The 25,743-nt window shown below is 64.2% G+C and carries 22 protein-coding genes; 6 read left to right on the top strand and 16 right to left on the bottom strand.

The annotated features are described in order from the left end of the window. Positions 1-125: 125 nt before the first annotated feature. Complete coding sequence (locus tag MTR66_RS15645) at positions 126-1,520, top strand: peptide MFS transporter (protein WP_243922725.1); 1,395 nt, start codon at positions 126-128, stop codon at positions 1,518-1,520. An 18-nt stretch (positions 1,521-1,538) separates the two neighbouring features. Here the strand turns inward: MTR66_RS15645 and MTR66_RS15640 are convergent, their stop codons facing one another. The 15 genes from MTR66_RS15640 to pgi all read right to left on the bottom strand — a co-directional run bounded on the left by MTR66_RS15640 (position 1,539) and on the right by pgi (position 20,369). Beyond that, entirely contained in the window at positions 1,539-2,327 is a 789-nt protein-coding gene (locus MTR66_RS15640; RefSeq protein WP_243922724.1) for a thioesterase family protein, read from the bottom strand. Next, a complete protein-coding gene (locus MTR66_RS15635; RefSeq protein ID WP_243922722.1) occupies positions 2,327-2,698 on the bottom strand; it encodes a tRNA-binding protein in 372 nt (123 codons plus the stop codon). The genes MTR66_RS15640 and MTR66_RS15635 overlap by 1 nt, the downstream gene beginning before the upstream one ends. Then, positions 2,699-4,720 carry an acetyl-CoA carboxylase biotin carboxylase subunit gene (locus MTR66_RS15630; protein WP_243922720.1) on the bottom strand — a complete coding sequence of 674 codons (2,022 nt, stop codon included), beginning with the start codon at positions 4,718-4,720 and terminating at the stop codon, positions 2,699-2,701. Next, entirely contained in the window at positions 4,720-4,971 is a 252-nt protein-coding gene (locus MTR66_RS15625; RefSeq protein ID WP_243922718.1) for a hypothetical protein, read from the bottom strand. Before MTR66_RS15625 ends, MTR66_RS15630 begins: the two co-directional genes overlap by 1 nt. Positions 4,972-5,080: 109 nt before the next feature. After that, positions 5,081-6,133, bottom strand: coding sequence for a biotin synthase BioB (gene bioB, locus MTR66_RS15620; protein WP_243922716.1), 1,053 nt, complete (start codon positions 6,131-6,133; stop codon positions 5,081-5,083). Positions 6,134-6,137: 4 nt separating this feature from the next. Next, positions 6,138-7,412: an O-acetylhomoserine aminocarboxypropyltransferase gene (locus tag MTR66_RS15615; protein WP_243922714.1), complete on the bottom strand. Its 1,275-nt coding sequence runs from the start codon at positions 7,410-7,412 to the stop codon at positions 6,138-6,140. A 13-nt stretch (positions 7,413-7,425) separates the two neighbouring features. Next, positions 7,426-8,232, bottom strand: coding sequence for a heme-dependent oxidative N-demethylase subunit alpha family protein (locus MTR66_RS15610; protein ID WP_243922712.1), 807 nt, complete (start codon positions 8,230-8,232; stop codon positions 7,426-7,428). Between the two features lie 16 nt (positions 8,233-8,248). After that, positions 8,249-10,399 (bottom strand): methylmalonyl-CoA mutase, encoded by a 2,151-nt coding sequence (gene scpA / locus MTR66_RS15605; RefSeq protein WP_243922710.1) that lies wholly within the window; start codon positions 10,397-10,399, stop codon positions 8,249-8,251. Positions 10,400-10,454: 55 nt separating this feature from the next. Beyond that, on the bottom strand, positions 10,455-10,892 hold the full coding sequence (mce, locus tag MTR66_RS15600; protein ID WP_039283584.1) for a methylmalonyl-CoA epimerase: 438 nt from the start codon (positions 10,890-10,892) through the stop codon (positions 10,455-10,457). A 22-nt stretch (positions 10,893-10,914) separates the two neighbouring features. Then, a complete protein-coding gene (gene bktB, locus MTR66_RS15595) occupies positions 10,915-12,093 on the bottom strand; it encodes a beta-ketothiolase BktB (RefSeq protein WP_243922708.1) in 1,179 nt (392 codons plus the stop codon). 121 nt (positions 12,094-12,214) lie between these two features. Next, positions 12,215-13,741: an acyl-CoA carboxylase subunit beta gene (locus tag MTR66_RS15590; protein WP_243922706.1), complete on the bottom strand. Its 1,527-nt coding sequence runs from the start codon at positions 13,739-13,741 to the stop codon at positions 12,215-12,217. A gap of 151 nt (positions 13,742-13,892) precedes the next feature. Beyond that, positions 13,893-14,948 (bottom strand): cytochrome c oxidase assembly protein, encoded by a 1,056-nt coding sequence (locus MTR66_RS15585; protein WP_243922704.1) that lies wholly within the window; start codon positions 14,946-14,948, stop codon positions 13,893-13,895. Between the two features lie 52 nt (positions 14,949-15,000). Next, positions 15,001-16,347, bottom strand: a complete 1,347-nt coding sequence (gor, locus tag MTR66_RS15580; RefSeq protein WP_243922702.1) for a glutathione-disulfide reductase — start codon at positions 16,345-16,347, stop codon at positions 15,001-15,003. 97 nt (positions 16,348-16,444) lie between these two features. Further along, entirely contained in the window at positions 16,445-18,706 is a 2,262-nt protein-coding gene (locus tag MTR66_RS15575) for a S8 family peptidase (protein WP_268740534.1), read from the bottom strand. Positions 18,707-18,848: 142 nt separating this feature from the next. Then, positions 18,849-20,369: a glucose-6-phosphate isomerase gene (gene pgi / locus MTR66_RS15570; RefSeq protein ID WP_243922700.1), complete on the bottom strand. Its 1,521-nt coding sequence runs from the start codon at positions 20,367-20,369 to the stop codon at positions 18,849-18,851. A 148-nt stretch (positions 20,370-20,517) separates the two neighbouring features. Here pgi and lepB point away from each other — a divergent pair, with 148 nt between their 5' ends. From lepB to MTR66_RS15550, 4 genes are all read left to right on the top strand, one after another. Then, the gene (gene lepB / locus MTR66_RS15565) at positions 20,518-21,378 is read left to right on the top strand and encodes a signal peptidase I (protein ID WP_243922698.1); all 861 of its coding nucleotides are present in this window, start codon (positions 20,518-20,520) and stop codon (positions 21,376-21,378) included. A gap of 13 nt (positions 21,379-21,391) precedes the next feature. Next, complete coding sequence (gene rnc, locus MTR66_RS15560; RefSeq protein WP_243922696.1) at positions 21,392-22,060, top strand: ribonuclease III; 669 nt, start codon at positions 21,392-21,394, stop codon at positions 22,058-22,060. A 130-nt stretch (positions 22,061-22,190) separates the two neighbouring features. Beyond that, the gene (gene era, locus MTR66_RS15555; RefSeq protein WP_243922694.1) at positions 22,191-23,084 is read left to right on the top strand and encodes a GTPase Era; all 894 of its coding nucleotides are present in this window, start codon (positions 22,191-22,193) and stop codon (positions 23,082-23,084) included. Further along, complete coding sequence (locus MTR66_RS15550) at positions 23,084-24,115, top strand: SGNH/GDSL hydrolase family protein (protein WP_243922692.1); 1,032 nt, start codon at positions 23,084-23,086, stop codon at positions 24,113-24,115. The genes era and MTR66_RS15550 overlap by 1 nt, the downstream gene beginning before the upstream one ends. Here the strand turns inward: MTR66_RS15550 and recR are convergent. Beyond that, the gene (gene recR, locus MTR66_RS15545; RefSeq protein ID WP_243922690.1) at positions 24,090-24,686 is read right to left on the bottom strand and encodes a recombination mediator RecR; all 597 of its coding nucleotides are present in this window, start codon (positions 24,684-24,686) and stop codon (positions 24,090-24,092) included. The genes MTR66_RS15550 and recR overlap by 26 nt on opposite strands. 59 nt (positions 24,687-24,745) lie before the next feature. On the opposite strand from recR, the gene fmt reads away from it, so the two are divergent. After that, a complete protein-coding gene (gene fmt / locus MTR66_RS15540) occupies positions 24,746-25,654 on the top strand; it encodes a methionyl-tRNA formyltransferase (RefSeq protein WP_243922688.1) in 909 nt (302 codons plus the stop codon). The last annotated feature ends 89 nt before the right edge of the window (positions 25,655-25,743 follow it).

Here is a 25,743-nt window from a genome sequence, read left to right as displayed (position 1 = left end):
TGCCGCCATTTTCCTGAAAGGTCCCAACGAAAATTGACGCCATGACGTCAACGTGACATTGCGCGCACGCGTATCCGTGTTACGCAAAGCAATAAGATAATTACGGGTCACGAGAGAAAAACCGCATGACAGCAGCCGAAGCGACACCTGAGCTCGACTTTCCGGAGGAAGCCGGACGCGACGACCGCGCCTTCCTCGGCCACCCCAAGGGGCTCGGCTTTCTGGGACTGGTCGAAGGGTGCGAACGCTTCTCGTACTATTCGATGCAGACGCTGCTGACGCTCTATATGGTCAAGTACCTGCTGCTGCCGGGCCATCAGGAAAGCGTTATCGGGCTTGAATGGCTCAAGACCCACATCTTCCCCGGCCTGGAAGGGCAACCGCTCGCTTCGGAGATCTTCGGCCTTTACACGGCTTTCGTCTATCTCACCCCGGTCCTTGGCGGCATTCTGGCCGACCTGTTTCTGGGCCGCCGCGCCGCGCTGATCGCGGGCGGGCTGATCATGTCGCTCGGCCATTTCCTGATGGCAATCGAAGGCGCCTTCCTCTTCGCGCTGATCGCGCTCGTCATCGGCGTCGGGCTGTTCAAGGGCAATATCGCCAGCCAGGTGGGCGAGCTTTACGATCCGAAAGACAACCGCCGCGCCATGGCGTTCCAGATCTTCTACATCTTCATCAACGTCTCGGTGATCGTTGCACCGCTTATTTCCGGTACGCTGGGCGAGGAAGTGGGCTGGCACTGGGGCTTCGGCTGCGCGGGCGTGGTCATGGTCCTGGGACTGCTGCTCTATCTCTATGCCCGCCCCTGGCTCCCGGCAGACAGCGGCAAACGTCCTGCATCGGCGCAGCCGCGCGCCCGGTTCCAACGCGGAGACGGCCCGCGTCTGGCCGCCGTATTGCTGCTAATGCCGATCATGGCAGTGTCGCTCCTGACCAATCAGGAAATTTTCAATGCCTACCTCGTGTGGGCGGACCAGCAGTTCCAGCTTACCTTCTTCGGGATCACGCTGCCCACGAGCTGGATGATCACTGTCGATGCGGCCTTTTCCTTCTCGATGCTTGTCGGCGTAACCGCATTCTGGGCGTGGATCGGCAAGCGCACCGGCAAGGAGCCGGACGATCTGAGCAAGATGATCATCGGCTGCGCCTTCGGCATCGCGGGCGGCCTGTGCCTCTATATCGCGGCTGCTACACAGGGATCGGGCAAGATCGGGCTGTTCTGGCCGGTGATGTTCCACCTTGTGAACTCGATCGCCTTTGCACACGTACTGCCCGTCAGCCTGGCACTGTTCACCCGGCTGTCCCCCCGCGCGCTCTCCGGCTCGATCGTGGGGATCTATTACCTCTCGTTCTTCGGCGCCAATCTGGCGGTGGGCAAGATCGGCACTTTGTTGGAAACGATGCCCGCAACGCAGTTCTGGCTGCTCCACGTCGCATCGGCCGTCATCGCTTTCATGGGCTTCGGCGCGTTCAAGCTGTTCCTGGCAGACCGGTTGATGAAAGAGCCCGCGCCCGCCTGAGCAGGAACAGCGCGCCCGTCAGCCGAACAGCGCGATCGACTGCATCCCCGCCATCACCGGTTCGCCCGATGCGTTCCAGGTTGCCTCACGCTCGCTTGAACACCCCTTTTCGGCATAGTCGCCGATAGAGCGCATCAGCCACCAGCCATCGCGCGTGCGCGGCGCCGGGGTTAGCAGGTTCACCTGCCAGTGCATCGTCGAAACCGGCACGGCCGCATGCATCAGCGGCATCACGCCCGGCGGCAGGGCATCGCCGACAAGCAGCAGTTCCACCATCGGATCGATCCCATCGCGCTCGGCCAAACGGACCCAGCGGCACATCTCCGGCCGCCGTTCCGCAGATGGCGGCAGCGCGTGGCGTGTCTCGAAATGGCTGGCAAGGAACGCCGGTGTATGGCGGGTATAGGCTACCGGATGCGCCTCATCCGCAGGCACGAGCCCCTCGGGAACGGGCCGCTCGTTGATGTGCAACGCGCTCTCGACAGCGCCCATGAAAACGAAGCTGGCGCTGAAAGCCAGCCCCTTCTCGCCATGTATCGCAGAGGAAATCCAGATCGCATTGCGCCCGGCCCGCTCGATCCGGGCGCGCACCTCAACACCGCCATTGACGGGCGCCATCATCGCCATTTGCGCCGAGCGTAGCGGCGGCAACCCCTCGCCGCCCGCCTGCTGCGCCACGGCCAGCGTCAACGCGGCGGAAAAGCCGCCATAGGCCGTGCGCCCCTGATGCCAGCTCTCGGGCACATCCAGCGCCAACCCATCCTCCAGCACTTCCGCGCCGGACAGCACTTGGCCGAAGCTCGCCATCAGAACAGCCGGGAGCCGTCCGGCACGGGCTTATCGGGCGAAAAGAGCGTCACCCGCGCCTCCTCATCCGCAAAGCCGAGCGTCAGCACTTCGGAAACGGCCTTACCAATCTGGCGCCGGGGAAAGTTCACCACGGCCGCCACCTGACGCCCGACCAGTTCCTCGGGCGAATAGAGCGCCGCGACTTGCCCGACGCTCTTCTTCTCGCCGATGCCGGGGCCGAAATCGATCCGCAGCTTGTAACTGGGCTTGCGCGCACCCTCATAGACTTCCGCCGCCACCACCGTGCCCACACGGATATCGACTTTGAGAAAATCGTCGAACGTGATTTCGGGGCAGGCAGCGGCGGCGGGATCGTGGTCTAGATGCATTTATTCCAATTCGAGGATAATCGCATCGACTGCAAGGCTTTCTCCAGCCTTGGCGCTGACGGACTTCACCGTGCCCGCCTTTTCGGCGCGCAGGATGTTTTCCATCTTCATCGCCTCGACCACCGCGAGCGGCTGGCCGATCTCGACCTGGTCGCCTTCACCCACGTTCAGCGAAACCAGCAAGCCTGGCATCGGACAGATGAGGAACTTCGAAAGATCCGGCGGGATCTTTTCGATCATGTGCCCGCTCAGCGAAGCCACGCGGGTGGGCAGGCAGCCGACCTGATGGATCGCGCCGCGTGTGGTCATCCTGAAACCGGTGCGGGTCGGCTCGATCTTGATCGTGATGTCCTCGCCATCGGCTTCGGCATCGATGAAGCGGTCGCCCGGCGTGTATTCCAGCGCCAGATCGACTTCGGCGCCGTTCACGATGACCACGTCCTCGTCGATCACGACTTCGAACGGCTCCTTGCCGATCGTGACCGTCCAGTCGGACGGCGGATCGAGCGGCGTGGCGAGCTGGCCATCGACTCGGCGCGCGCGGTCGGCCCGGGCGGCAGCAACGAAACCAGCGACGGCCGCCAGCTTCACCTTGAGTTCGTCCGATGCCGGGGCGCCGTGGAAGCCTTCGGGATATTCCTCGGCGATGAAGCCGGTGGTCAGTTCGCCCGAGCGGAAGCGCGGGTGCTGCATGATGGCTGAGACGAAATCGATGTTGTGACCGAGACCTTCCAGCTCGAAGGCATCGAGCGCGGCGATCTGCTTGTCCGCCGCTTCGTCGCGGGTCTCGCCCCAGGTAATCAGCTTTGCGATCATCGGGTCGTAGAACATCGAGACTTCGCCGCCTTCATAGACACCATCGTCCACGCGCACGCCGTCCACGCCGCGGCGGCCATTCTCGGCACCGTCGTCAGTCCAGCCATCGACCGGCGGCTGATAGCGCACGAGGCGGCCCGTGGAGGGCAGGAAGCCGCGATAGGGATCTTCGGCATAGACGCGGTTCTCGATGGCCCAGCCATCGATCTTCACATCGTCCTGCGTCATCTCCAGCTTCTCACCCGCGGCCACGCGGATCATCTGCTCGACCAGATCGACGCCGGTGATACACTCGGTGACCGGGTGCTCCACCTGCAGACGGGTGTTCATTTCGAGGAAGTAGAAGCTCTCGCCCGTCGGATCGGCGCCCGAAACGATCAGCTCGACCGTACCGGCCGAATAATAGCCCACCGCCTTCGACAGCGCGACGCACTGCTCGCCCATGGCCTTGCGCATCTTGGGCGTGACGAAAGGCGACGGTGCCTCCTCGACCACTTTCTGGTGACGGCGCTGGATCGAGCACTCGCGCTCGTTGAGGTATAGCACGTTGCCATGCTTGTCGCCCAGAATTTGGATCTCGATGTGGCGCGGGTTGAGAATGAATTTCTCAATGAAAACACGATCATCGCCGAAGGAGTTCAGACCTTCCCGCTTGGTCGCCTCGAAGCCTTCGCGCACGTCCTGCTCGGAATAGGCAAGGCGCATGCCCTTGCCGCCGCCGCCGGCCGAAGCCTTCATCATCACCGGATAGCCGATGTCGTTGGAGATGCGCACCGCATGCTCGGTATCCTCGATCTCGCCGACATAGCCGGGCACGACGTTGACGCCGGCTTCCTTGGCAAGCTTCTTGGACTCGATCTTGTCGCCCATCGCGGCAATCGCATTGACGGGTGGGCCAATGAACTCGATGCCCTCTGCCGCCAGCGCCTCGGCAAACGAGGTACGTTCGGAGAGGAAGCCGTAGCCAGGGTGAACCGCCTCGGCGCCGGTCTGCTTGCAGGCGGCGATGATCTTGTCGGCGATCAGGTAGGATTCCGAGGCGGGCGGCGGGCCGATGTGCACGGCCTCGTCGGCCATCTGCACGAACGGCGCGCGGGCGTCCGCGTCTGAATAGACGGCCACCGTCTGGATGCCCATGCGGCGGGCAGTCTTGATCACACGGCAGGCAATCTCGCCCCGGTTTGCGATGAGGATTTTTTTGAACATCAGTCCCTGTCTTTCGTCACTCGCCACGCGGCGAAAATTCCAATTCCGATCAGAAGGATCAGGCTCCCTGGAAACATCAGGAAGTTGATCGATCCATCATTCTCACATCCCGTTCCGTCAGCGTTTGGCGCACAATCTCCCGCTACAGCGCCAAACAACATCATGATCACAAATGCCGAACCAAGCAGTCCCAGGGCGATGCAGCCAACGTGCTTAGCGAGATCACTGTTACCGCCATCGCCGTAGCTCACTCCCCTTCAACCTCGTACCCGCGCAGGCGAGAGCCCCGCTTCGCCGCAATGTCCCACAAGGCAGAGTCATCCCCGCCTGCGCGGGGATGACGGGAGCGAGGCGGCAACGTCACTCAGCCGGTTCCATCTTCACGCAGCCCTTCGGCATCCGCGAGGCGTCCACCTGCTCCTGCGTTTCGCTGATGGCCATCGCTTTCAACCCAAGCCGCGCAAACATCGCCGCGTCGGTGTCGTCGCCCGCGTTGGGCGCGGTCAGCAGCTTGTCGCCGGTGAAGATCGAGTTGGCGCCGGCCATGAAACACATCGCCTGTGTCATCTCGGACATGGACTCGCGGCCCGCCGAAAGGCGCACCATCGAATGCGGCATGGTGATCCGCGCCACCGCCACGGTGCGCACGAATTCCACATCATCGATCTTGGCCATCGGCGTATCGGCCAGCATGTCGCCCAGCACCGTGCCCTTGACCGGCACCAGCGCGTTCACCGGCACCGACTGCGGATGGTCGGGCAGCGTCGCCAGCGTGTGGACGAAGCCCACGCGGTCCTCGCGCGTCTCGCCCATGCCGACGATGCCGCCCGAACACACATTGATCCCGGCGCGGCGCACTTCGGAGAGCGTATCGAGACGGTCCTCCATCGTGCGTGTGGTGATCACCTGATCGTAGCGTTCGGGCGAGGTATCGATGTTGTGGTTGTAGTAATCGAGCCCGGCTTCCTTGAGCATGTCGGCCTGTTCGGGCGTCAGCATGCCCAGCGTCATGCAGGTTTCCATGCCCATCTCGCGCACGCCCTTCACCATCTCGATGATGGCGGGCATGTCGCGGTCCTTGGGGTTGCGCCAGGCGGCGCCCATGCAGAAACGGGTGGAGCCCTGATCGGCCGCTTGCGCCGCGCGCTGCAGCACCGCCTGCACGTCCATCAGCTTGGTCGCCTTGACGCCGCTGTCCGCCTTCACCGACTGCGAGCAATAGCCGCAGTCTTCCGCGCAGCCACCGGTCTTGATCGAAAGCAGCGTGGAAAGCTGCACTTCGTTGGCCGCGTGGTTCGCGCGGTGGACTTCGGCGGCGCGGAAAACCAGCTCGGTAAACGGCAGATCGAACAGCGCGGCGATTTCCTCGCGCGTCCAGTCGGTACGGGGTTCTGTCTGGGGGGCTTCAGTCATAAATTCAGATGTGCTCCAGGGCCTGCGCCAGGTCGGCCACGATATCGTCGATATGCTCGATGCCAACCGAAACGCGCACGACGTCCGGACCGGCTCCGGCCTCGATCTGCGCGCCTTCTTCAAGCTGGCGGTGCGTGGTCGAACTGGGGTGGATGATCAGCGAGCGCGTATCTCCGATATTGGCAAGATGGCTGAACAGCTTCACTTGCGAAACGAGCTTCACGCCAGCGTCATAGCCGCCTTTCACCCCGAAAGTGAACACCGCACCGCCCTTGCCCTCCAGGTACTTGTGCGCGAGCTGGTGATAGGGGCTTTCCGGCAGGCCCGCGTAGTTGACCCAGGCCACTTTGGGATGCGCCTGCAGCCACTGCGCCAGATGCAGCGCGTTGGCGCAGTGCCGCTCCATGCGCAGCGCCAGCGTTTCCATGCCAGTCAGCGCCAGGAACGCATTCATCGGCGCCATCGCCGGGCCCAGATCGCGCAGGCCTAGCGTGCGGCAAGCGATGATGAAGGCGATATCGCCGAACGTCTCGCCCAGTTTCATCCCGTGGTAGCTGGGGTTGGGCTCGCTGATCGTCGCGAACTTGTCCGAAGCCATCCAGTCGAACTTGCCGGAATCGACGATCAGCCCGCCCACGGCATTGCCATGGCCATTGAGGAATTTGGTCGCCGAATGGACGACAATGTCCGCGCCATGTTCGATCGGGCGGCACAGCGCCGGGGTCGCCAGCGTGTTGTCGACAATCAGCGGCACGCCAGCATCATGCGCAATCTTCGCAATGGCCGCGATATCGGTGACGACACCGCCTGGATTGGCAAGGCTCTCCACGAAGACCGCGCGGGTCTTATCCGTAATGGCGGCGGCGACATTCGCCGGATCGTCCGCATCGACGAACGCGGTCTCCCACGCCATCTTGCGGAACGACTGGCCAAGCTGATTGAGCGAACCGCCATAGAGCTTCTTGGACGCGACGATCTCGCAGCCCGGTTCCATCAGTGTGTGAAACACCACCAGCTGCGCGGCATGGCCCGATGCCACGCCCAGAGCCGCCACGCCGCCTTCCAGCGCGGCAATCTTGCCTTCCAGCGCGCCGTTGGTGGGATTCATGATCCGGGTGTAGATGTTCCCGAATTCTTCGAGATTGAACAGGCGCGCGGCGTGATCGACATCGTCGAAGACATAGCTGGCCGTCTGATAGATCGGAGTAATGCGGGCATTCGTCGCGGGATCAGGCTCGCATCCTGCATGGACGGTCATTGTTTCCAGTTTGTGGGTCATGATCCTCTCCTCCTCAGGCTGCCTGCCGGTTGGCCGCGCGTATCGCCGCATAGCCTTGCAAGGCCATTCCATAGTGCGGTGCGGCCCGCCGTTCCAGTTCCCCGGCCTGAAGGCCTCCCACCGATTGCGCGATACGCGCCACCGCGGCATCGCTCAAAGACCCGAGCGGCGCGCGGTAGATGCCGATGGTAAAGACGATCGCCCGCGATTTCGGCAAGCGGCGCAGCGCCTCACGCTCGCAGCGCACGAACAGCGTTTCGCCCGCATTGTCGGCCGTGACATGGGCAAAGCGATGTTCAGGCGGCAATTCGGGCATGTAGCGAAGATCATCCGAGGCGACGACGAAGGCATTGGTGCGCCCGAAGATGTTGAACGACTGCAAGCCGTTCAGGAACTTGTCGACACCGGCAGAGAGGTTTTCGGCATAGCCGTGGATCGGCGCGTGCACCTGATGGACGGCCTGCCCCATCTTCTCCGCAATCCGCCAGTCGGTGGGAAACGCAACGGCAGCCGCGCCGAGGCGGAACGGCGCGCCGGGCGCATCCTGCACCATCACGCACAGGTCTTCCCAGACCGAGCGCGCGCAGGCTTCAAGCCCGCCATCCACGCCCAGCAGCCCGGCCAGTTCGGCGATGCCCGCTTCGGCTTCGGGCCGCACGATCACGCTTTCGGGATGGGCATCGAAAGCCGCCTGGCGCGCGGCCAGATCGGGCTGCGGATCGAGCCACGCGCTCTCGGCGAGCTTGACCAGCCCCATGCGCAGCGGGCCGGAAACCCGTGCGCTGGGAAGCAGATCTTCTACCGAGAAGCCGAGTGACACGTGCCGGGCCCGCCTTTTACTCGGCCGATTCCAGCTCGGAACCGACCGGCGGCATATTGTGGCCAAGCAGGCGCAGCATGTCGGCGGCGCATTCGACCACGTTCGAGCCGGGGCCATAGATGCCCTGCACGCCCGCTTTCTTGAGGAAGTCATAATCCTGCGGCGGGATCACGCCTCCGGCGACCACCTTGATATCGGCGCGCCCGGCCTCCTTGAGATGGCCGATCAGTTCGGGAATCAGCGTCTTGTGCCCGGCCGCCAGCGAACTGGCGCCCACCGCATCGACATTGTTGTCCAGCGCCATCTTGCAGGCCTCTTCCGGCGTCTGGAACAGCGGACCGGACACGACATCGAAGCCCATGTCGGAGAAGGCCGAGGCAATCACGTTGGCACCGCGGTCATGGCCGTCCTGCCCCATCTTGGCGACGAAGAGCTTGGGCGCGCGGCCCAGACGGGTGGTCACGGCCTCGACGCCGTTCAGTACCTGCTGATAGCGGCTGTCGCCTGCATAGGCGCCGCCGTAGACGCCCTTCACCGGGGTCGGCGTTGTGCCGTAGCGGCCGAAAGCGGCTTCCATTGCGTCGGAGATTTCACCCAGCGTCGCACGCTCGCGCGCGGCATCGACGGCCAGCGCCAGCATGTTTGCCCCCGGACCGGCAGGCGCCTTCGCGCCTTCGGCCAGTGCCTTGAGCGCGGCCTGGCACTTCGCCTCGTCACGGTTTTCGCGGGTGCGCTTGATGCGGGCGATCTGGGCTTCGCGGACCTTGTGGTTATCGACCTCAAGCGTCTCGATCGGCTCTTCCTCGGCGAGGCGGTACTTGTTGACGCCGACGATGACGTCATCGCCCTTGTCCACGCGCGCCTGACGGGCGGCTGCGGCTTCCTCGATCATCGCCTTGGGCCAGCCCGCGCCCACGGCCTTGGCCATGCCGCCCTCGCTTTCGACCCGCTCGATGATTTCCCAGGCCTTGTCGACCAGATCCTTGGTCAGCGCCTCGATGTAATAGGAGCCGCCCAGCGGATCGACGACATTGCACATGCCGGTCTCTTCCTGGATCACGATCTGCGTATTGCGCGCGATGCGGGCCGAGAAATCGGTCGGCAGCGCGATCGCCTCGTCGAGCGCATTGGTGTGGAGCGACTGGGTGCCGCCCAGCATCGCCGCCATCGCCTCGATCGTGGTGCGCATGACGTTGTTGTACGGGTCCTGCTCCTGCAGCGAGACGCCCGACGTCTGGCAGTGGGTGCGCAGCATCTTGGACCGTTCGGACTGGGCGCCGAGCTGGGTCATGGCACGGTGCCACAGCGTGCGCGCGGCGCGCAGCTTGGCGATCTCCATGAAGAAGTTCATGCCGATGGCGAAGAAGAAGCTGAGGCGCCCGGCGAACTTGTCGATATCGAGGCCCGAGGCGACGCCGTACTTCACGTACTCCATACCGTCGGCGATGGTGAAGGCCAGTTCCTGCACCTGCGTCGCGCCGGCTTCCTGCATGTGGTAGCCAGAGATGGAAATGCTGTTGAATTTCGGCATGTTATCCGCGGTATATGCGAAAATGTCCGAAATGATCCGCATCGAGGGTTCGGGCGGATAGATATACGTGTTGCGGACCATGAACTCCTTGAGGATGTCGTTCTGGATGGTCCCGGTGAGCTTGTCCGGCGTGACGCCCTGCTCTTCCGCCGCGATGATATAGAAGGCAAGGCACGGGATCACCGCGCCGTTCATGGTCATCGAAACCGACATCTCGTCGAGCGGGATGCCGTCGAACAGGATCTTCATGTCCTCGACGGAATCGATGGCGACACCGGCCTTGCCGACGTCCCCCACCACGCGCGGGTGATCGGAATCATAACCCCGGTGCGTCGCCAGGTCGAACGCGACCGAAAGGCCCTTCTGGCCTGCTGCCAGATTGCGGCGGTAGAAAGCGTTCGATTCCTCGGCGGTTGAGAAACCGGCGTATTGGCGGATGGTCCACGGGCGCCCGGCGTACATCGAAGCCTTCACGCCGCGCGTGAACGGCGCGAAGCCGGGCAGGCCCGGATCGGCCGTGACGTCCTCGGCGGTGTAGAGCGGCTTGACCGGAATGCCCTCGGGGGTGTTCCAGGTCAGATCCCTGCCCTTCACTTCCTTTTCGGCCAGCGCCTTCCAGTCGTTGATCTCTGCCATAATCCGGTTCCTCGGTCCGGCGCCCTGTTCTCTCCTGGGGCGCCTGTCGTGAATGTCAGTGGGCTTCCTTGGGCGTTTCCATGATCTCCGTGAGCTGGCCGCCCATGTCCTTGGGGTGGACGAAGAAGATCAGAGTGCCGTGGGCACCGATGCGCGGCTCACCCAGCACACGCTTGCCCTTGCTTTCGAACCACGCCTTAGCCGCGTGGATATCGGGCACTTCATAGCAAACGTGGTGCTGGCCGCCGAGCGGGTTCTTCTCCAGCCACTTGCCGACGGCCGAGTCCGCTTCGGTGGGCTGCAGCAACTCAACCTGCGTACCCGCCGTGCCGTTCTCGCCCGGCGTATTGACGAAGCAGACGCGCACTTTCTGGCTGTCGAGCACGAAAGGCTCGGTAATGTCGGTGGCCCCCATCACATCGCGGTAGAACGCGATCGAGGCGTCGAGATCGGGCGTAGCAACGCCGATGTGGTTCATGCGTCCAAGTTTCATGGGTGCATACTCCCCAAATTCGTCAAACGTTCTCGATGATCATGGCAATGCCCTGACCGCCGCCAATGCACATGGTGATGAGCCCGTACTTGCCGCCAATGCGCTTCAACTCATACATCGCCTTGATCGTGAGGATCACACCGGTGGCGCCGACCGCATGGCCCAGGCTCACGCCCGAACCGTTGGGGTTCACCTTGTCGGGATCGAAGCCGAGTACCTTGGCACAGGCAGCGGCCTGCGCGGCAAAGGCCTCATTGCTTTCAATCACGTCCATCTGATCAAGCGTCATGCCTGCACGCTCCAGCGCGATCGGCACGGCCTTGATCGGGCCTTCGCCCATGTATTCCGGTTCCACACCGGCATGGCCCCAAGCGACGATCTTCGCCATCGGCTTGAGCCCGCGCTTTTCCACTTCGCTGCCGGTCGCCAGGACAACGGCAGCGGCGGCATCGTTGATGCCCGAGGCATTGCCCGGCGTGACCGAACCATCCTTCTTGAAAGTCGGCTTCATCTTGCCGAGCACTTCCATGGTGGTGTCGGCCCGAACATGCTCGTCGGTATCGAACACGGTCACGCCCTTGCGGGTCTTCACCTCGACCGGAAGGATCTGCTCCTTGAAGCGGCCTTCGGCGATGGCGCGCGCGGCGCGCTGGTGGCTCGTGACCGACAGCGCGTCCATATCCTCACGGGTGACCTGATGCCGCTCGGCTACGTTTTCGGCCGTAACGCCCATATGGTAGCCGCCAATGGCGTCCGACAGACCGAGCGTCAGCGCATCTTCCTGCGTGTTCGCGCCCATCTTGCGGCCCCAGCGTACGCCGTGGTCGTGATAGGGCACGTTCGACATCGATTCCGCGCCGCCCGCAAGCGTAACGCTGGCCTCGCCCAGCTTCATCATCTGCGCGGCGGAGACGATCGCCTGCACGCCCGAACCGCACAAGCGGTTCAGCGTCAGCGCCGGGGTGGAGAGCGGCACTCCGGCATTGATGCCGATCACGCGGCTGAGCATCTCGTCGCGGGCACTGTTGGGCATGACCTGGCCGATCACGATGTGCTCGATAGCCTCTGGCTCCACGCCCGCACGCTTGAGCGCTTCGGTAGCGACCATGCCGCCCAGATCCGACGGCGCGAAACTCTTGAGCGAACCGCCGAAGTCGCCGACCGCCGTGCGCACGCCGCTGACAATGTAGATGTCTTCCATGAGCTGCTTCCAATCCCTTGTTCAGTTATGACCGGAAACAAGGCGATGATGCCCGGGTTCCGACCGTGATAGGCGCCGGAGCGGCACTCCCGTGCCCTGCGGCAAGAGTGCCATCCCCGCGTTACAGCGGAATGTTGTCGTGCTTCTTCCAAGGGTTTTCGAGCTGCTTGTTACGCAGCTTGCGAAGCCCCAGCGCGATGCGGCGGCGGGTGGAGTGCGGATAGATCACTTCGTCGATATAGCCGCGGCTGGCGGCCACGAACGGGTTGGCGAAGCGGTCTTCGTATTCCTTGGTCTTGGCGGCGATGCCGTCCGCGTCCTGCCCGCGGAAGATGATCTCCACCGCGCCCTTGGCGCCCATCACCGCGATTTCGGCGGTCGGCCAGGCGTAGTTGAGATCGCCGCGCAAATGCTTGGAGCTCATGACGTCATAGGCGCCGCCATAGGCCTTGCGGGTGATCACGGTGATCTTCGGCACGGTCGCTTCGGCATAGGCGAACAGCAGCTTGGCGCCGTGCTTGATGATGCCGTTGTGCTCCTGATCGGTGCCGGGAAGGAAGCCGGGCACGTCCACGAAGGTCAGGATCGGGATGTTGAAGGCATCGCAGAAGCGCACGAAACGCGCGGCCTTCTTCGAGGAGTTGATGTCCAGCACGCCCGCCAGCACCATCGGCTGGTTGGCGACGACGCCCACCGTGCGCCCCTCCACACGGCCGAAGCCGACGATGATATTGCCCGCGTGCAGCGGCTGCAGCTCGAAGAACTCGCCTTCGTCGAGGGTCTTACGGATCACCTCGTGCATATCGTAAGGCTGGTTGGCGTTGGGTGGGATGATCGTGTCGAGGCTTTCCTCGGTCCGGTCCCACGGATCGGCGCTCGGGCGCTCGGGTGCTTCGTCGCGGTTGGAGCTGGGCAGGAAGTCGAAGAAATCGCGCGCCGCCAGCAGCGCCTCGATATCGTTTTCCAGTGCCAGATCGGACACCGAGGTCTTGCTGGAATGGGTGATCGCGCCGCCCAGCTCTTCCTGCGTGACGACTTCGTTGGTGACCGTCTTCACCACTTCCGGGCCGGTCACGAACATGTAGGAGCTGTCCTTCACCATGAAGATGAAGTCCGTCATCGCGGGCGAGTAGACCGCGCCGCCCGCGCAGGGCCCCATGATCAGCGAAAGCTGCGGCACCACGCCCGAGGCCGTGACATTGCGCTGGAACACATCGGCATAGCCCCCGAGCGAGGCCACGCCTTCCTGAATGCGCGCGCCGCCGGAATCGTTGAGCCCGATCACCGGCGCGCCGACTTTCATCGCCGCATCCATGACCTTGCAGATCTTCTGCGCGTGGCGGGCCGAAAGCGAGCCGCCGAACACGGTGAAATCCTGCGAGAAGACATAGACCAGACGGCCGTTGATCGTGCCCGATCCGGTAACGACGCCATCGCCTGGGATCTTCTGGTCCTGCATGCCGAAATCGACGCAGTCGTGCTCGACGTAGAGGTCCATCTCCTCGAAGCTGCCCTCGTCGAGCAGAACTTCCAGACGCTCACGGGCGGTCAGCTTGCCCTTGGCGTGCTGTGCATCGATGCGGCGCTGCCCGCCGCCCATCTTGGCGGCGGCACGGCGGCTTTCCATTTCGGCGATATTGGCTGACATCAGGCTTCCCTTGTCCGCAGTGGTTCCAGCAGGAATTGCTGGCACCGCTAAGGCAGGTTGATGCGCCGAGGTCAACCATTTTAATCGCTCGATTAAAACAAATCGCGTGGCCGTTCCGGCGGTTTTCGCCGGGCCGATACCTGCCCTGCGATCAGCCCCACATCTGCCCGGCGGCTCCGAAGTCATGCGCCTTGCTGTGCGGGTGATCGATCATGGCGACCACGCTGAAGACGATCGCCAGCAGCACCAGCGCAAAGCCCGCAAGACCAAAGGCCAGCGTGCGGTTCGCCCCGGCGCTGGCCGCCGTCATCTCCCGCCCGGTACGCAAGCGGCGGGCGGTAACGCGGTCTTCCTCGCTGCCCCAGCGGTGGATCACCAGGATGGCGCTGACCGCGAACATCATGGTGCCGGGTATCCACATGATGATGCCGCCGGTCTGCTCGTCGGTGAGCATGGAAACGTGCCACATATGCCCCAGCGCAATGTAGGCATCGTAGAGCGGCACCGTCTTGAAGGTCAGGAACGCGCCCAGCAAGATATTGCCGAGCGCCGCGAAGACGAACATGCCCAGCCGTGTCCCCAGCCCCGGCCCCTGCGGCGCGGTGCGGCGGTCGAAGATCACCGAGAAGAAGATCAGCCCCGTCACCAGCAGGCTGATATGCCACATATAGTGAATCGGCTCGTCGAGGATGGCCATGTCGTGAAAATGCGGCAGCATCCAGAAATAGCTCGCGAGCAGGAACAGCACGGTCGCAACCGGCGGAAAGCGCAACACATCGAGGACCTTGCGCAACCAGCCACTGCCCGCGAAGAACCGGCTCACCCCATTCGGCAGCCCCCGCACCAAAGCCGCCTGCGGGCGCGAGAGGAACAGCAGCATCGGCGCCACCGTGCGCAGCAGCATGTGCTCCACCTGATGGACGGCGAAGATATGGTCCGCCAGCCGCTCCACCGGAGAGATCAGCGCAATGAACAGCGCCAGAAGGCCGCCGAAGAACGCCGCGATGCGCCAGCGCTCGTCGACGAGACCATGGCGGCTGCCGCGCCAGTAGATCAGCCCCGCGACGACAAGCCCCAGCAGGATTTCCGGCGAAAGCTGCCAGAGCGTCCAAGGATTGGCGTCCGCATGAACATGCCCGCCGTGTGCCAGCGCAGGCGTCGAAAGCAACGCGACAGGAATCGCGGCGAGCCATCGGGAAATTCGCATACGAGGGGGATACCCCCCTCACCCATTCATGCAAACCCCGGCCCGGCGGATATCACTTCAGCAGTACGAGTTCCTCGGACATCGTCGGGTGAACCGCCACGGTCGCATCGAAATCGGCCTTGGTCAGCTTCGCCTTGATGGCGATGGCCGCAGCCTGCATGATTTCCGGCGACTCCGGGCCGATCATATGCAGGCCCACGACCTGATCGGTCTCCGCATCGCAGATCATCTTGTAGAGCGAACGTTCGTCCCGGTGGGCCACGACGTTCTTCATCGGCCGGAAATCGCTGGTGTAGACCTTGATAGAGCCCAGCTTTCCACGTGCCTCGCCCTCGGTCATGCCGACGGCCGCAATCGGCGGATGGCTGAACACGGCAGACGGGATGCAGGAATAGTCCACGGTGGAAGGCTTGCCGCCGAACACCGTGTCAGCGAAAGCCTGCCCCTCGCGGATCGCCACCGGAGTAAGCTGCACGCGGTTGGTCACATCGCCCACGGCGTAGATGTGATCGACGCTGGTCTTCGAGTGCTCATCGACCACGATCGCGCCTTTCCCGTCCACTTCGACGCCTGCGGCCTCAAGGCCTAGTCCATCGATATTCGGCACACGGCCGGTCGCGAAGAGCACGCAATCGACATCCATCGGATCATGGTTCGTCATCGAAACCCTGAGCGAACCGTCTTCATTCTGCTCGATACTCTCGAACTCGGCGTTGAAGCGGAAGTCGATGCCCTTGGTGATCGAAATCTGCAGCAAGCGGTCACGCACCGAATCGTCATAGCCGCGCAGCAGCTGGTCCGAACGGTTGATGATCGTCACCTTCGCGCCGAATTCGTTGAAGATGCCCGCGAACTCGTTGGCGATATAGCCTGCCCCGGCAATCAGCGCCCGGCCGGGAATCGCATCGAGGTGGAACGCCTCGTTGGAGGTGATGCCCAGTTCGTGCCCCGGAAAGGAGGGGATCAGCGGGCGGGCGCCCGTGGCGATGAGGATATACTTCGCGGTCTTCTTCTCGCCGCTCGACAGGGTCACTTCGTGCGGGCCGGTGATCACCGCGCGTTCGTGGAAGATTTCCACCTCGTGATTGGTCAGAGTCTGGGTGTAGAGGCCGTTTAGCCGGTCCACGTCGTTAAGGACGTTATCGCGCAGCTTGACCCAGTCGAACGTGGCTTCGGGAATGTCCCAGCCGAAGTGGCGGGCATCTTCCAAATCCTCGGCGAAATGGGCGCCGTAAACGAGCATCTTCTTGGGCACGCAGCCCCGGATCACGCATGTGCCGCCGACCCGAAACTCTTCCGCCACCGCAACCCTGGCGCCATGGGCCGCCGCCACGCGGCTGGCGCGCACGCCGCCCGAACCGGCACCGATCGTGAAGAGGTCGTAATCGTATTCGGCCATGCACATGCTCCTCTATCGCCCGTCTCTGGATCGGTCGCGGGCGCATATGGGGCATGGAAGCGCCGATTGCCAACCGGCTTTGACGAATTAACCCCGCTCAGGGCAGCGTGAGCCGCCAGGTTCCCAGCGCCCGCACATCGCTGGCACCGGCGTTACCCGCGACGCCGACGCGCAACTGCGAGTGCGCACCGCCGCGCATGTATCCGAATGTCAGCAATGGATCGGTACGTCCGGAAAAATCCACCCGCCGGTTGCTGAACAGCAGCGAGCGGCTGGCAAGGTCGTAACTGGAACCCACTGTGTACGTCCCACTGCCGGATATAACCGTGAGCGGCTGCACCACCCCGAAGCTCACCCGGCCTTTGCCGAGCGGACGGCTTGCCGTCAGCCCGAAACGGTTGGTGAGCAGCGTGCCTGCATGGGTCAGCAGCATATCGCCTGCCAGCTTGAGCCGCGTAGCGCCCAAGCTCGCGTAGCCATTCAGCGTCCATCGTCCGAACCGGGCCTCATGCGCGGCCTCGGCGAACACGGTCCGCGCGCCATCGCCGAACCGCAAGGCTCCGCTGCCAGTGGGTGTGCCGAACACCACGTCGGTTTCGTCCAGATAGCCTGCCTTGAGCCGCATCCCCGCCTTGCGCCAGGACACCACCGCCCCGCTGGCCGAGCCGTATCCGGTGCGGCCGCCCACCGCCTCGATGCCAAGCTGGCCGCCGCCAAGCGGGTAACGCGCGCCCAGCGTCATATCGGCCACCGGCGAGTAAGCAAAGACCGCATCCGAGCTGGGAGCCAGCCCCATGAATTCATCCGCCACCGAATCGCTGGAGTTGAGCGATGCGGTAAACCAGGCCTTGCCGCTGCGCACGGCAATCCGGCCATTGGTGAGCATCGTGCGCACTTCGTCCGTGCCTGGCCCGGCGCGCAGGCTGGCAAACCCGGCGCTTGCCTGCAGATGCGGTGTGGCGAGCGAGGTTGCCCCGGCATGGGCCTGCACTTCCACCCGGCGATTCAGCCAGCTGCGGTCCTTGCCCTGACGCACCACCAGCCCGGACAGATCGCCTGCATAATCGCGCCCATAGGCATCGAGCACCGTCACATTGCCAAGCGCCTTACCGGCGAATCCCGCCGCGCCCACGGCCCCCGGCACCACCATCACGGTTCCCGCCGCCGAAGTCTGGGTTACCCCGTTCGACAGCACCGGGTTCACAGGCGAAAGCGCAGCCCGCACGTCGATCAGCCCGTGCCCGAACACAGGATCGACGCCCGGCGCCCCGATGTCGCGCGCGGTGTTCACGATAACCTGCCCGGCTTCCACCCCGGTAAGCTGCGGCCACTTGCTCAGGATCAGCGCGGCCAGACCGCTGACCTGCGGCGTTGCGGAGCTGGTGCCACTGAACAATACGAGCGAACCGTCCACGTCCTGCGAGGCATTGGTGCCCATCGCCGCAACGCAATTGTTCATCGCCGTGGCGCCGCACTGGTTCGAATAATCCGTCAGTTCGTAGCTCGTCTGCGTGCCTTGCAAGGCGACGACGAAAAGCCAGCTCCGCGAGTTGCTGGCATCGAGATCGAGGTATCCATCCGCATTCGCCGCGCTCTCGTTACCCGCCGCGTTGACGAACAGCCCGCCGGATGCCTGATAACTGGCCACGGCCTGCGACCAGCCCGGACTGGGCGTGGACGGATCGAGCTTGGATATCGAGGCATTGATCACCTTGATGCCCTGGTTGCCTGCGTAAGCGATGGCCTGCGACAGCCCGATGCCCAGGGTCTCCTGCTCGTCTGGATTAGTGGCATCGAGATCGATCTCGCTGATCCGCAGGGCGACGATTTCAGCACCAGGCGCAATGCCTTGAACGCCCGTGCCATTGTTGGCCGCGGCGATCACGCCTGCAACCATGGTGCCGTGGTCGGAATAGTCGTCACCGATCACATTGCGGTCTGTCGTCACGCCGTTTTCGGTAATCGTGCCATAGTCACGGCTAAGGCTGGAGATCTTGCCCTGAAGCTCCGGCACTTCCTTCACGCCGTCGTCGAGAACGGCGACCTGCACGCCCTGCCCCGTCCAGCCATGGTCGAGCGCGTAGAGCGCATTGACGTATTCGAACGAGACGTAGTTGTTCCGGTACTCGGCGTCGTCCTCCGCCGACCGCACCGGTTGCTGGCTTTCGGGCACAATAACGTAACCCGCCGGAGGCGTGGGCGCGGGAGACGGCGTTGGAGTTGGGGCAGGCGCCGGTGTGGGGGCCGGTGTTGGCGCGGGCGTCGAATTGACACCCCCGCCGCCGCCACACCCGGCAAGTGCCAATGCCAGCCCGCTCGCCAGCATCGAACCGCGCAAATTCCGTAAAGGCCCCGCCATGGCCTCATCCCCTGTTCCCGTGGACCCGGGGCTTTCCCTTTACCAGGCGGGGAAAGCTCCGGATATCTTTGTGAACCGTTGCTACTTCCAAGTTCCTAACACACAGGCCGCAGAACCACCCGGCCTGCGGCCTACAATGCCGTCAGCTGATCCCGGCCAGCGCCAGCAGCGCCTCGGTCGAAGGATCGAACGTCGTGCCGCCCTTCTCGATCTGCTTGGCGATTTCCTTGCCCAGTTCGACCCCGAACTGGTCGAACGGGTTGATCCCCATCAGCACCGCGTTGGCGAAAGTGCGGTGTTCATGGAACGCAATCAGCGCACCGAATGTGGCCGGACCGACTTCGTCGAGCAGGATCGTCGCCGACGGACGGTCCCCCGGATAAGCGCGGGCCGGATCGCCGCTCTGCTTGCCCGCCATCAGCGCGGCGCCTTGCGCGAAGCAGTTGGAGAGCAGGATGCGGTGATGCTCCAGAGCGAGATCATGGCCCGGCGCAATCGATGCGATGAAATCCACCGGCACAAGATTGGTGCCCTGATGGAGCAGCTGGAACACCGCGTGCTGCGCATCGGTGCCAACGCCGCCCCAGGTAATCGGTGCCGTCGGCCCATCGACCGGGGAGCCGTCCACTTTCACGCTCTTGCCGTTCGATTCCATTTCGAGCTGCTGCAGATAGTCGGGCAGCAGGGCAAGGCGTTCGTCGTAAGCGAAAACGGCCCGCGTCTGGCAGCCGCGCAAGCGGGTGTAGTACTGATCGGCAAAGGCCGCGCGCAGCGGCAGGTTGGCCATGCCGTCGGTGTCGCGGAAATGCTCGTCCATGGCAGCAGCCCCCGCCAGGAACTCGGCGAAGTCCGGCCAGCCCAGTGCCATCGCCACCGGAAAGCCGATCGAGGACCACAGCGAATAGCGCCCGCCCACGCTTTCCGAGAAAGGCAGGATGCGCGTTTCATCGACGCCCCATTCCATCGCTTTCTCGGGCGAGGCGGTCAGCGCGACAACGCGGCCGTAAGCATCCTCCACCCCGTTCTCGCGCAGCCAGACCAGCGCGCTTTCGGCGTTGGTCATCGTCTCGATGGTGGTGAAAGTCTTGGAAGCCACCGCCAGCATCGTGGTGGCCGGATCGCAGGCCGCGAACGCCTGTTCGAGCGCGCAGCCGTCGATGTTGGAGACGACATGGACATCGACCATCGCCCCTTCCCGCGCCAGCGCGTCGATCGCCAGTGCCGGGCCGAGCGCCGATCCGCCGATGCCGATGTGAATGAGGTGCTTCACCTCACCCATCGCGCCGCGATGGATAGCCTCGACAATGGCGGCCATGCGATGGTGGTATTCCTGCGCCAGTGCCACGCTCTCTTCGCTGCCGACGCCGCGCTGCGCACTGTGCTCGGCCGCCCGTCCTTCGGTGGGATTGACAATGCCGCCCGCGAACAGCACCGCGCGGCGCCCTGCGAAGTCCATCGCCTCCGCCAGTTCCTCGAACGCGGCGACGTGCGCGGCGTCGAGGTGAGTCTTCGACCAGTCGAACCGGATCGAACAGGAGTTTTCCTCATCCCCCAGTTCGAATGCGGACGCATAAGTGTCCAGACGGCGGGGATCCGCTGCAAAGAGCTGGCCCAGATCCGGTTTGTCCAGTCCCTTCAGCTTGTTCCAGACCGCTTCACTCATGCCTTGATACTCCAGATGGGCAAACAGCGCGCCTTATGCGTTTTACGTGACCCAAATCCAAGCAAGAGTTGTTCAATTGTCGATCCGTGTCGTGTCTTGAGCGGGATCGCACTTGACGTAAGGCGCTGCTGGCAACAAGGGTTCCCGAATGAGCGACACCCCTAGCGCCAGCGAAACCCCGGCCGCACAGCCTGCCTCCACACCGGCCGCCGAGACACAGGCAGCCCCCGCCAAGAAAGACGAAAGTTTCTTCGGATTCCTGATCTGGCTGGTGCTGGGCGTGGTGGTTCTGCGCAGCTTCATCATCTCGCCCTTCAACATTCCCAGCGAATCCATGCTGCCCCGGCTGCTGGACGGCGATTACCTGTTCGCCACCAAGTGGTCCTACGGCTATTCGAAGTATTCGCTGCCGTTCAGTGTGCCGCTGATTCCGGGCCGGATCTTCGCCAGCCAGCCGGAGCGCGGCGACGTGGTGATCTTCAAGGCGCCGCCGGGCAACGATGTTGACTACATCAAGCGCGTGATCGGCCTGCCGGGTGACGAAGTGCAGATCAAGGGCGGGCAGGTCTGGCTGAACGGCAAGGCCGTCCCCAAGAAGCCCGTCGCGGATTTCGTGGTTCCGGTGTCTCCGAACACGCATTGCTACGGTCCGCAGTTCGAGCGCACGGCCAAGGACGGCACCACTTCGTGCCACTACCCCCAGTTCCGCGAGACGCTTCCCAACGGCAAGAGCTATAACGTGCTCGACCTTGGCCGCACGCCGCAGGACGATACCGGCGTGTTCATCGTGCCCGAAGGTCACATGTTCATGATGGGTGACAACCGCGACAATTCGCTCGACAGCCGCTTCCCGGCGGTCGAGGGCGAAGGCGTCGGCATGGTCCCGCAGGCCAACCTGGTGGGCAAGGCCGCCGTAATGATGTTCTCCACCGATGGTTCGGCCGAATGGCTCAAGCCGTGGACCTGGTTCACGGCGGCCCGCTGGAACCGTATCGGAGGCACGTTCTAAGTGCATTGCCGGTATGCTTGATGACAAGACCCGCGCATTCCTGACCGGGCACGCAGGCCACGCTCCCGCCGACGAGGCGCTGTGGCTCTCGGCGCTGACGCATGGCTCCACCGGGGAAAAGCGCAATTACGAACGGCTGGAATTCCTGGGCGACCGGGTGCTGGGCCTCGCGGTAGCCGAATGGCTCTACCAGAACAGTGACGAGGCCGAAGGGCGGCTCTCGCAGCGGCTCAACGCGCTCGTCAGCCGCGCGACTTGCGCCCGGATCGCGCGCGAGATCGGCCTGGGCCCGCACATGCGGCTGGGCAAGCAGGCGCGCGACGACGGCGGCGAGGATTCGGACAATATCCTGGGCGACGTGATGGAAGCGATGATCGGCGCCTGTTTTACCGAACACGGCTTTTCCGCCGCGCGCGACATGGTCCGCCGCCTGTGGTCCGGCACGCTCACGGGCAAGACCGGCAAGCGCAAGCACCCGAAGTCTGCGCTGCAGGAATGGGCCGCAGGCAACCGCCGCCGCATGCCCGAATACCGCCTGGTGGACCGCTCCGGCCCCGATCACGCCTCGCGTTTCACGGTCGAAGTCCACGTCTACAACGTCGGCTCTGCACAGGCCACCGCCAATTCCAAGCAAGATGCCGAGACACAGGCGGCCGAGGAATTCATGAGGAAGTTCGCTTGAGTTCCGGCTTCGGCGCAGGCATTCTGCGCCCTGCCCGGAACGAGCGGACGATGGCTCCAATGGCCTGTCCACCCATACCGGGCCCGGTGCCATGCTCCAACCCACATCACGAACAGGACAGTTTCACAGCATGACCGAAAAATGCGGTCTCGTCGCCGTCATCGGCGCTCCCAACGCGGGCAAGTCCACGCTGGTCAATGCGCTGGTCGGCCAGAAAGTGGCGATCACTTCGGCCAAGGCGCAAACCACCCGCGCGCGGCTGATGGGCATTGCGCTGGAAGGCGAAGTGCAGATCATCCTCGCCGATACCCCCGGTATCTTCGCGCCCAAGCGCCGCCTCGACCGGGCGATGGTCGCCGCCGCCTGGGAAGGCGCGCAGGAAGCCGATGCGATCCTGCTGGTGGTCGATGCCGTGAAGCAGCGCCGCCATGAACTGGAGCCCCTGCTCGAAACCCTGAAGGACCGGCCCGAGCGCAAGCTGCTGGTGCTCAACAAGGTTGATGCGAGCGCCAAGGAACCGCTGCTGGTGCTGGCGCAGGATCTCACCGCCAAGGCCGATTTCGACGAAGTGTTCTTCGTCTCTGCCCTGTCCGGTGACGGCGTGGGCGAATTGAAGACCCGGCTGGCCGGACTGATGCCCGAAGGCCCCTGGCACTATCCGGAAGACCAGGTTTCCGACGCTTCGGAACGCTTGCTTGCCTGCGAGATCACGCGAGAACAGCTCTACAAGCAATTGCACGACGAGCTGCCCTATGACACCGCCGTGCGCCCGGAAAGCTACACGCACAAACGTGACGGTTCGGTGGAGATCCGCCAGCAGATCGTCGTTGCGCGCGATAGCCAGAAAGCCATCGTACTGGGCAAGCGCGGTGCCAAGGTTCGCGATATCGGCGAAGCCGCACGCAAGGAACTGGCGGAAATCCTGGGCCACAAAGTCCACCTCTTCCTGCATGTGAAGGTGGAGGAAAACTGGGCCGAAGCGCGCGACATTTTCGAAGAGATCGGTCTGGACTGGGTGAAGTGATGAAAGCTCTTTTGCTGCCCGCCACGGCCGGAGCCGCCGTGCTGCTTGGTCTCGGCAGTGCCAGCAGCGCAATGGCACAGGAAACCGGGGCGACAGCCACAGCCTCGGTCGAACAGAGTCTGGAAGGCGCGCGCTATGTGGCCATGGGCTCCTCCTATGCCGCCGGGCCCTTGCTGCCCCCCGGCAAGCCGGGCGCACCCGCCCGCTGCGGGCAGAGCCTCAACAACTACCCCACGCTGCTGGCCGAACGCTTCGGCATGGTTCTGGTCGACCGCAGTTGCTCGGGCGCGACGACGAACCACATTCTCGGCCCCTGGGGCGATATCCCGCCGCAGATTGCCAGCGTCGATGCCAAGACCCGGCTGGTGACTGTCACCATCGGCGGCAATGACCTCAACTACGTGGGCAATCTGTTCAACGCCACTTGCGCCTTCAACGCGAAAGCGCTTGCGGCCTCAGGCGCCAAGCCGAAAGCTTGCGCGCCGGTGCGGGTGCCGGCCGAAGCCGACTATGCGCGCGACGAGGCGCAGCTCAACGAGATCGCCCGCCGTGTGCGCGCCGCCGCACCGAAAGCCCGGCTGGTTTTCGTCCAGTACCTGACGCCGCTGCCGCCTGCCGGATCGCTGTGCGCCGTTACGCCCGTCAGCGAGGAAAATGCCGCCATCATCCGCGAGATCGGCAAGCGCCTCGCCGAAATCACCGGGCGCGTGGCCCTGGCGAACGGCGCGCTCGTCATCGAGATGAACCAGGCTTCCGCCATGCACACGCCCTGTGATCCCGAACCCTGGATGATCGGCGCTCCGCAGGGCTATGATGGCAAGCAGGGCCTGCAATGGCACCTCAACAAGACCGGCATGCAAATGACGGCAGACGGTATCGCCTACTGGCTGATCAAGGAGGGGGTAAATCCGGGCAAGGCCATCGCGCCTGTCCCGTCCGCGCCGAGCGCCCAGCCCGAAACGCCCTCCGCGCCCGAAGAGACACCCGCGCCTGCCGAAGACACCGTCACCCCAGAGGACGGCGCGCCCTGATCGCCTGGGCCAACGTGCCCTCGTCCAGATAGTCCAGCTCGCCGCCGACCGGCAGCCCGTGGGCGAGCTGGGTGACGCGCACCGGATAGGCTTCGAGCCGTTCGGCGATGTAGTGCGCGGTGGTTTGTCCCTCCAGCGTGGCATTCATCGCCAGCAGCACTTCGTCGATCCCGCCCGCGCCGATCCGCTGGAACAGACGGTCGATCGTCAGATCCTCCGGCCGCACCCCGTCGAGCGCCGAGAGCCGCCCGCCCAGCACATGATAGCGCCCGGTGAACAGTTTCGCCCGGTCGAGCGCCCACAGATCCGCCACTTCCTCCACCACGCAGATCGAACGCGCATCGCGGCGCGGATCGGTGCAGATGCCGCAAGGGTTGGCGGTATCGACATTGCCACAAGTCTCGCACTCCACCAGCGTCTCGCGCACCGCGGCGAGCGCGTCGAGCAATTGCACCAGCGCCGTCTCGCGCCGCTTGATCAGCCACAGCACGGCACGGCGCGCGGAGCGCGGGCCAAGGCCGGGAAGGCGCGACAGGGCGGCGGTGAGCGTCTCGATCTCTTGCGATGCCATGATCGGGGAGATAGGGCCTCGCGCAAGCAAGGCCAAGCCATTCGGAGACTTCCCCACATATGCGCATCATCTTCATGGGAACCCCCGATTTCGCCGTCCCCGCCCTCGCCGCGCTGGTCGAGGCCGGGCACGAAGTCGTGGCCGCCTATACCCAGCCTCCTCGCCCCGGCGGTCGGCGCGGCAAGGAACTGACGCCCTCCCCCGTCCACAAGGAAGCCGAAACGCGCGGGATCGAGGTGCGCCATCCGGTCTCACTCAAGGGCGCGGACGAGCAGGCCATGTTCGCCGCGCTGGAGGCCGATATCGCGGTGGTCGCGGCCTATGGGCTGATCCTGCCGCAAGCGATTCTCGACGCGCCGCGGTTCGGCTGCCTCAATATCCACGCCTCGATCCTGCCGCGCTGGCGCGGGGCAGCGCCGGTCCAGCGAGCGATTCTGGCAGGCGATCCCACCACCGGCGTCACTATCATGCAGATGGAAGCCGGGCTCGACACCGGCCCGATGCTCGCCACCTTGCGCACCACGATCGACCGCAAGACCGCTGGCGAACTGACCGGGGAACTGGCGGACAAGGGCGCCGGGCTCCTGCTCGCCACCCTGCGCAACCTCAAAGTCCACCGCCCGGTCCCCCAACCCGAGGACGGGGTGACGTATGCGAAGAAGATCGACAAGGCCGAGGCCCGGATCGACTTCGCCCAGAGCGCCGAAGCCGTGGAACGCCAGATCCGCGCCTTCATGCCCGCGCCCGGCGCTTTCTTCGAACTTGGCGGCGAGCGGTACAAGGTGCTTGGCGCCGATGTGGCCGAAGGTTCCGGCGCGCCCGGCACCACGCTCGACGATGTCCTGACCCTGGCCTGCGGGACCGGCGCCATCCGCATCACCCGTATCCAGCGTGCAGGCAAGCCCGCCATGGACACCGCCGACCTGCTGCGCGGACGGCCGATTCCGGCAGGGACCACGCTCGGCTAATCCAACCCCAATTCCCGCTCGGCCTGAGCTTGTCCAAGGCCCGGTCCCTGCGCGAGGGGCCTTCGACAAGCTCAGGCTGAGCGGGGTGT

The sequence above is a fragment of the Novosphingobium beihaiense genome (genome assembly GCF_022832375.1).
Lineage (GTDB): Bacteria > Pseudomonadota > Alphaproteobacteria > Sphingomonadales > Sphingomonadaceae > Novosphingobium > Novosphingobium beihaiensis.
The sequence above is the reverse complement of the archived record's forward strand: the minus strand, read 5'-3'. Positions and strand labels throughout refer to the sequence as shown.

Bases quoted from the DNA above. Each gene is read 5' to 3' on its own strand.
- MTR66_RS15645 (WP_243922725.1), top strand. From the start codon at position 126: ATGACAGCAGCCGAAGCGACACCTGAGCTCGACTTTCCGGAGGAAGCC.
- MTR66_RS15640 (WP_243922724.1), bottom strand. From the start codon at position 2,327: ATGGCGAGCTTCGGCCAAGTGCTGTCCGGCGCGGAAGTGCTGGAGGAT.
- MTR66_RS15635 (WP_243922722.1), bottom strand. From the start codon at position 2,698: ATGCATCTAGACCACGATCCCGCCGCCGCTGCCTGCCCCGAAATCACG.
- MTR66_RS15630 (WP_243922720.1), bottom strand. From the start codon at position 4,720: ATGTTCAAAAAAATCCTCATCGCAAACCGGGGCGAGATTGCCTGCCGT.
- bioB (WP_243922716.1), bottom strand. From the start codon at position 6,133: ATGACTGAAGCCCCCCAGACAGAACCCCGTACCGACTGGACGCGCGAG.
- MTR66_RS15615 (WP_243922714.1), bottom strand. From the start codon at position 7,412: ATGACCCACAAACTGGAAACAATGACCGTCCATGCAGGATGCGAGCCT.
- scpA (WP_243922710.1), bottom strand. From the start codon at position 10,399: ATGGCAGAGATCAACGACTGGAAGGCGCTGGCCGAAAAGGAAGTGAAG.
- mce (WP_039283584.1), bottom strand. From the start codon at position 10,892: ATGAAACTTGGACGCATGAACCACATCGGCGTTGCTACGCCCGATCTC.
- bktB (WP_243922708.1), bottom strand. From the start codon at position 12,093: ATGGAAGACATCTACATTGTCAGCGGCGTGCGCACGGCGGTCGGCGAC.
- MTR66_RS15590 (WP_243922706.1), bottom strand. From the start codon at position 13,741: ATGTCAGCCAATATCGCCGAAATGGAAAGCCGCCGTGCCGCCGCCAAG.
- MTR66_RS15585 (WP_243922704.1), bottom strand. From the start codon at position 14,948: ATGCGAATTTCCCGATGGCTCGCCGCGATTCCTGTCGCGTTGCTTTCG.
- gor (WP_243922702.1), bottom strand. From the start codon at position 16,347: ATGGCCGAATACGATTACGACCTCTTCACGATCGGTGCCGGTTCGGGC.
- MTR66_RS15575 (WP_268740534.1), bottom strand. From the start codon at position 18,706: ATGGCGGGGCCTTTACGGAATTTGCGCGGTTCGATGCTGGCGAGCGGG.
- pgi (WP_243922700.1), bottom strand. From the start codon at position 20,369: ATGAGTGAAGCGGTCTGGAACAAGCTGAAGGGACTGGACAAACCGGAT.
- lepB (WP_243922698.1), top strand. From the start codon at position 20,518: ATGAGCGACACCCCTAGCGCCAGCGAAACCCCGGCCGCACAGCCTGCC.
- rnc (WP_243922696.1), top strand. From the start codon at position 21,392: ATGCTTGATGACAAGACCCGCGCATTCCTGACCGGGCACGCAGGCCAC.
- era (WP_243922694.1), top strand. From the start codon at position 22,191: ATGACCGAAAAATGCGGTCTCGTCGCCGTCATCGGCGCTCCCAACGCG.
- MTR66_RS15550 (WP_243922692.1), top strand. From the start codon at position 23,084: ATGAAAGCTCTTTTGCTGCCCGCCACGGCCGGAGCCGCCGTGCTGCTT.
- recR (WP_243922690.1), bottom strand. From the start codon at position 24,686: ATGGCATCGCAAGAGATCGAGACGCTCACCGCCGCCCTGTCGCGCCTT.
- fmt (WP_243922688.1), top strand. From the start codon at position 24,746: ATGCGCATCATCTTCATGGGAACCCCCGATTTCGCCGTCCCCGCCCTC.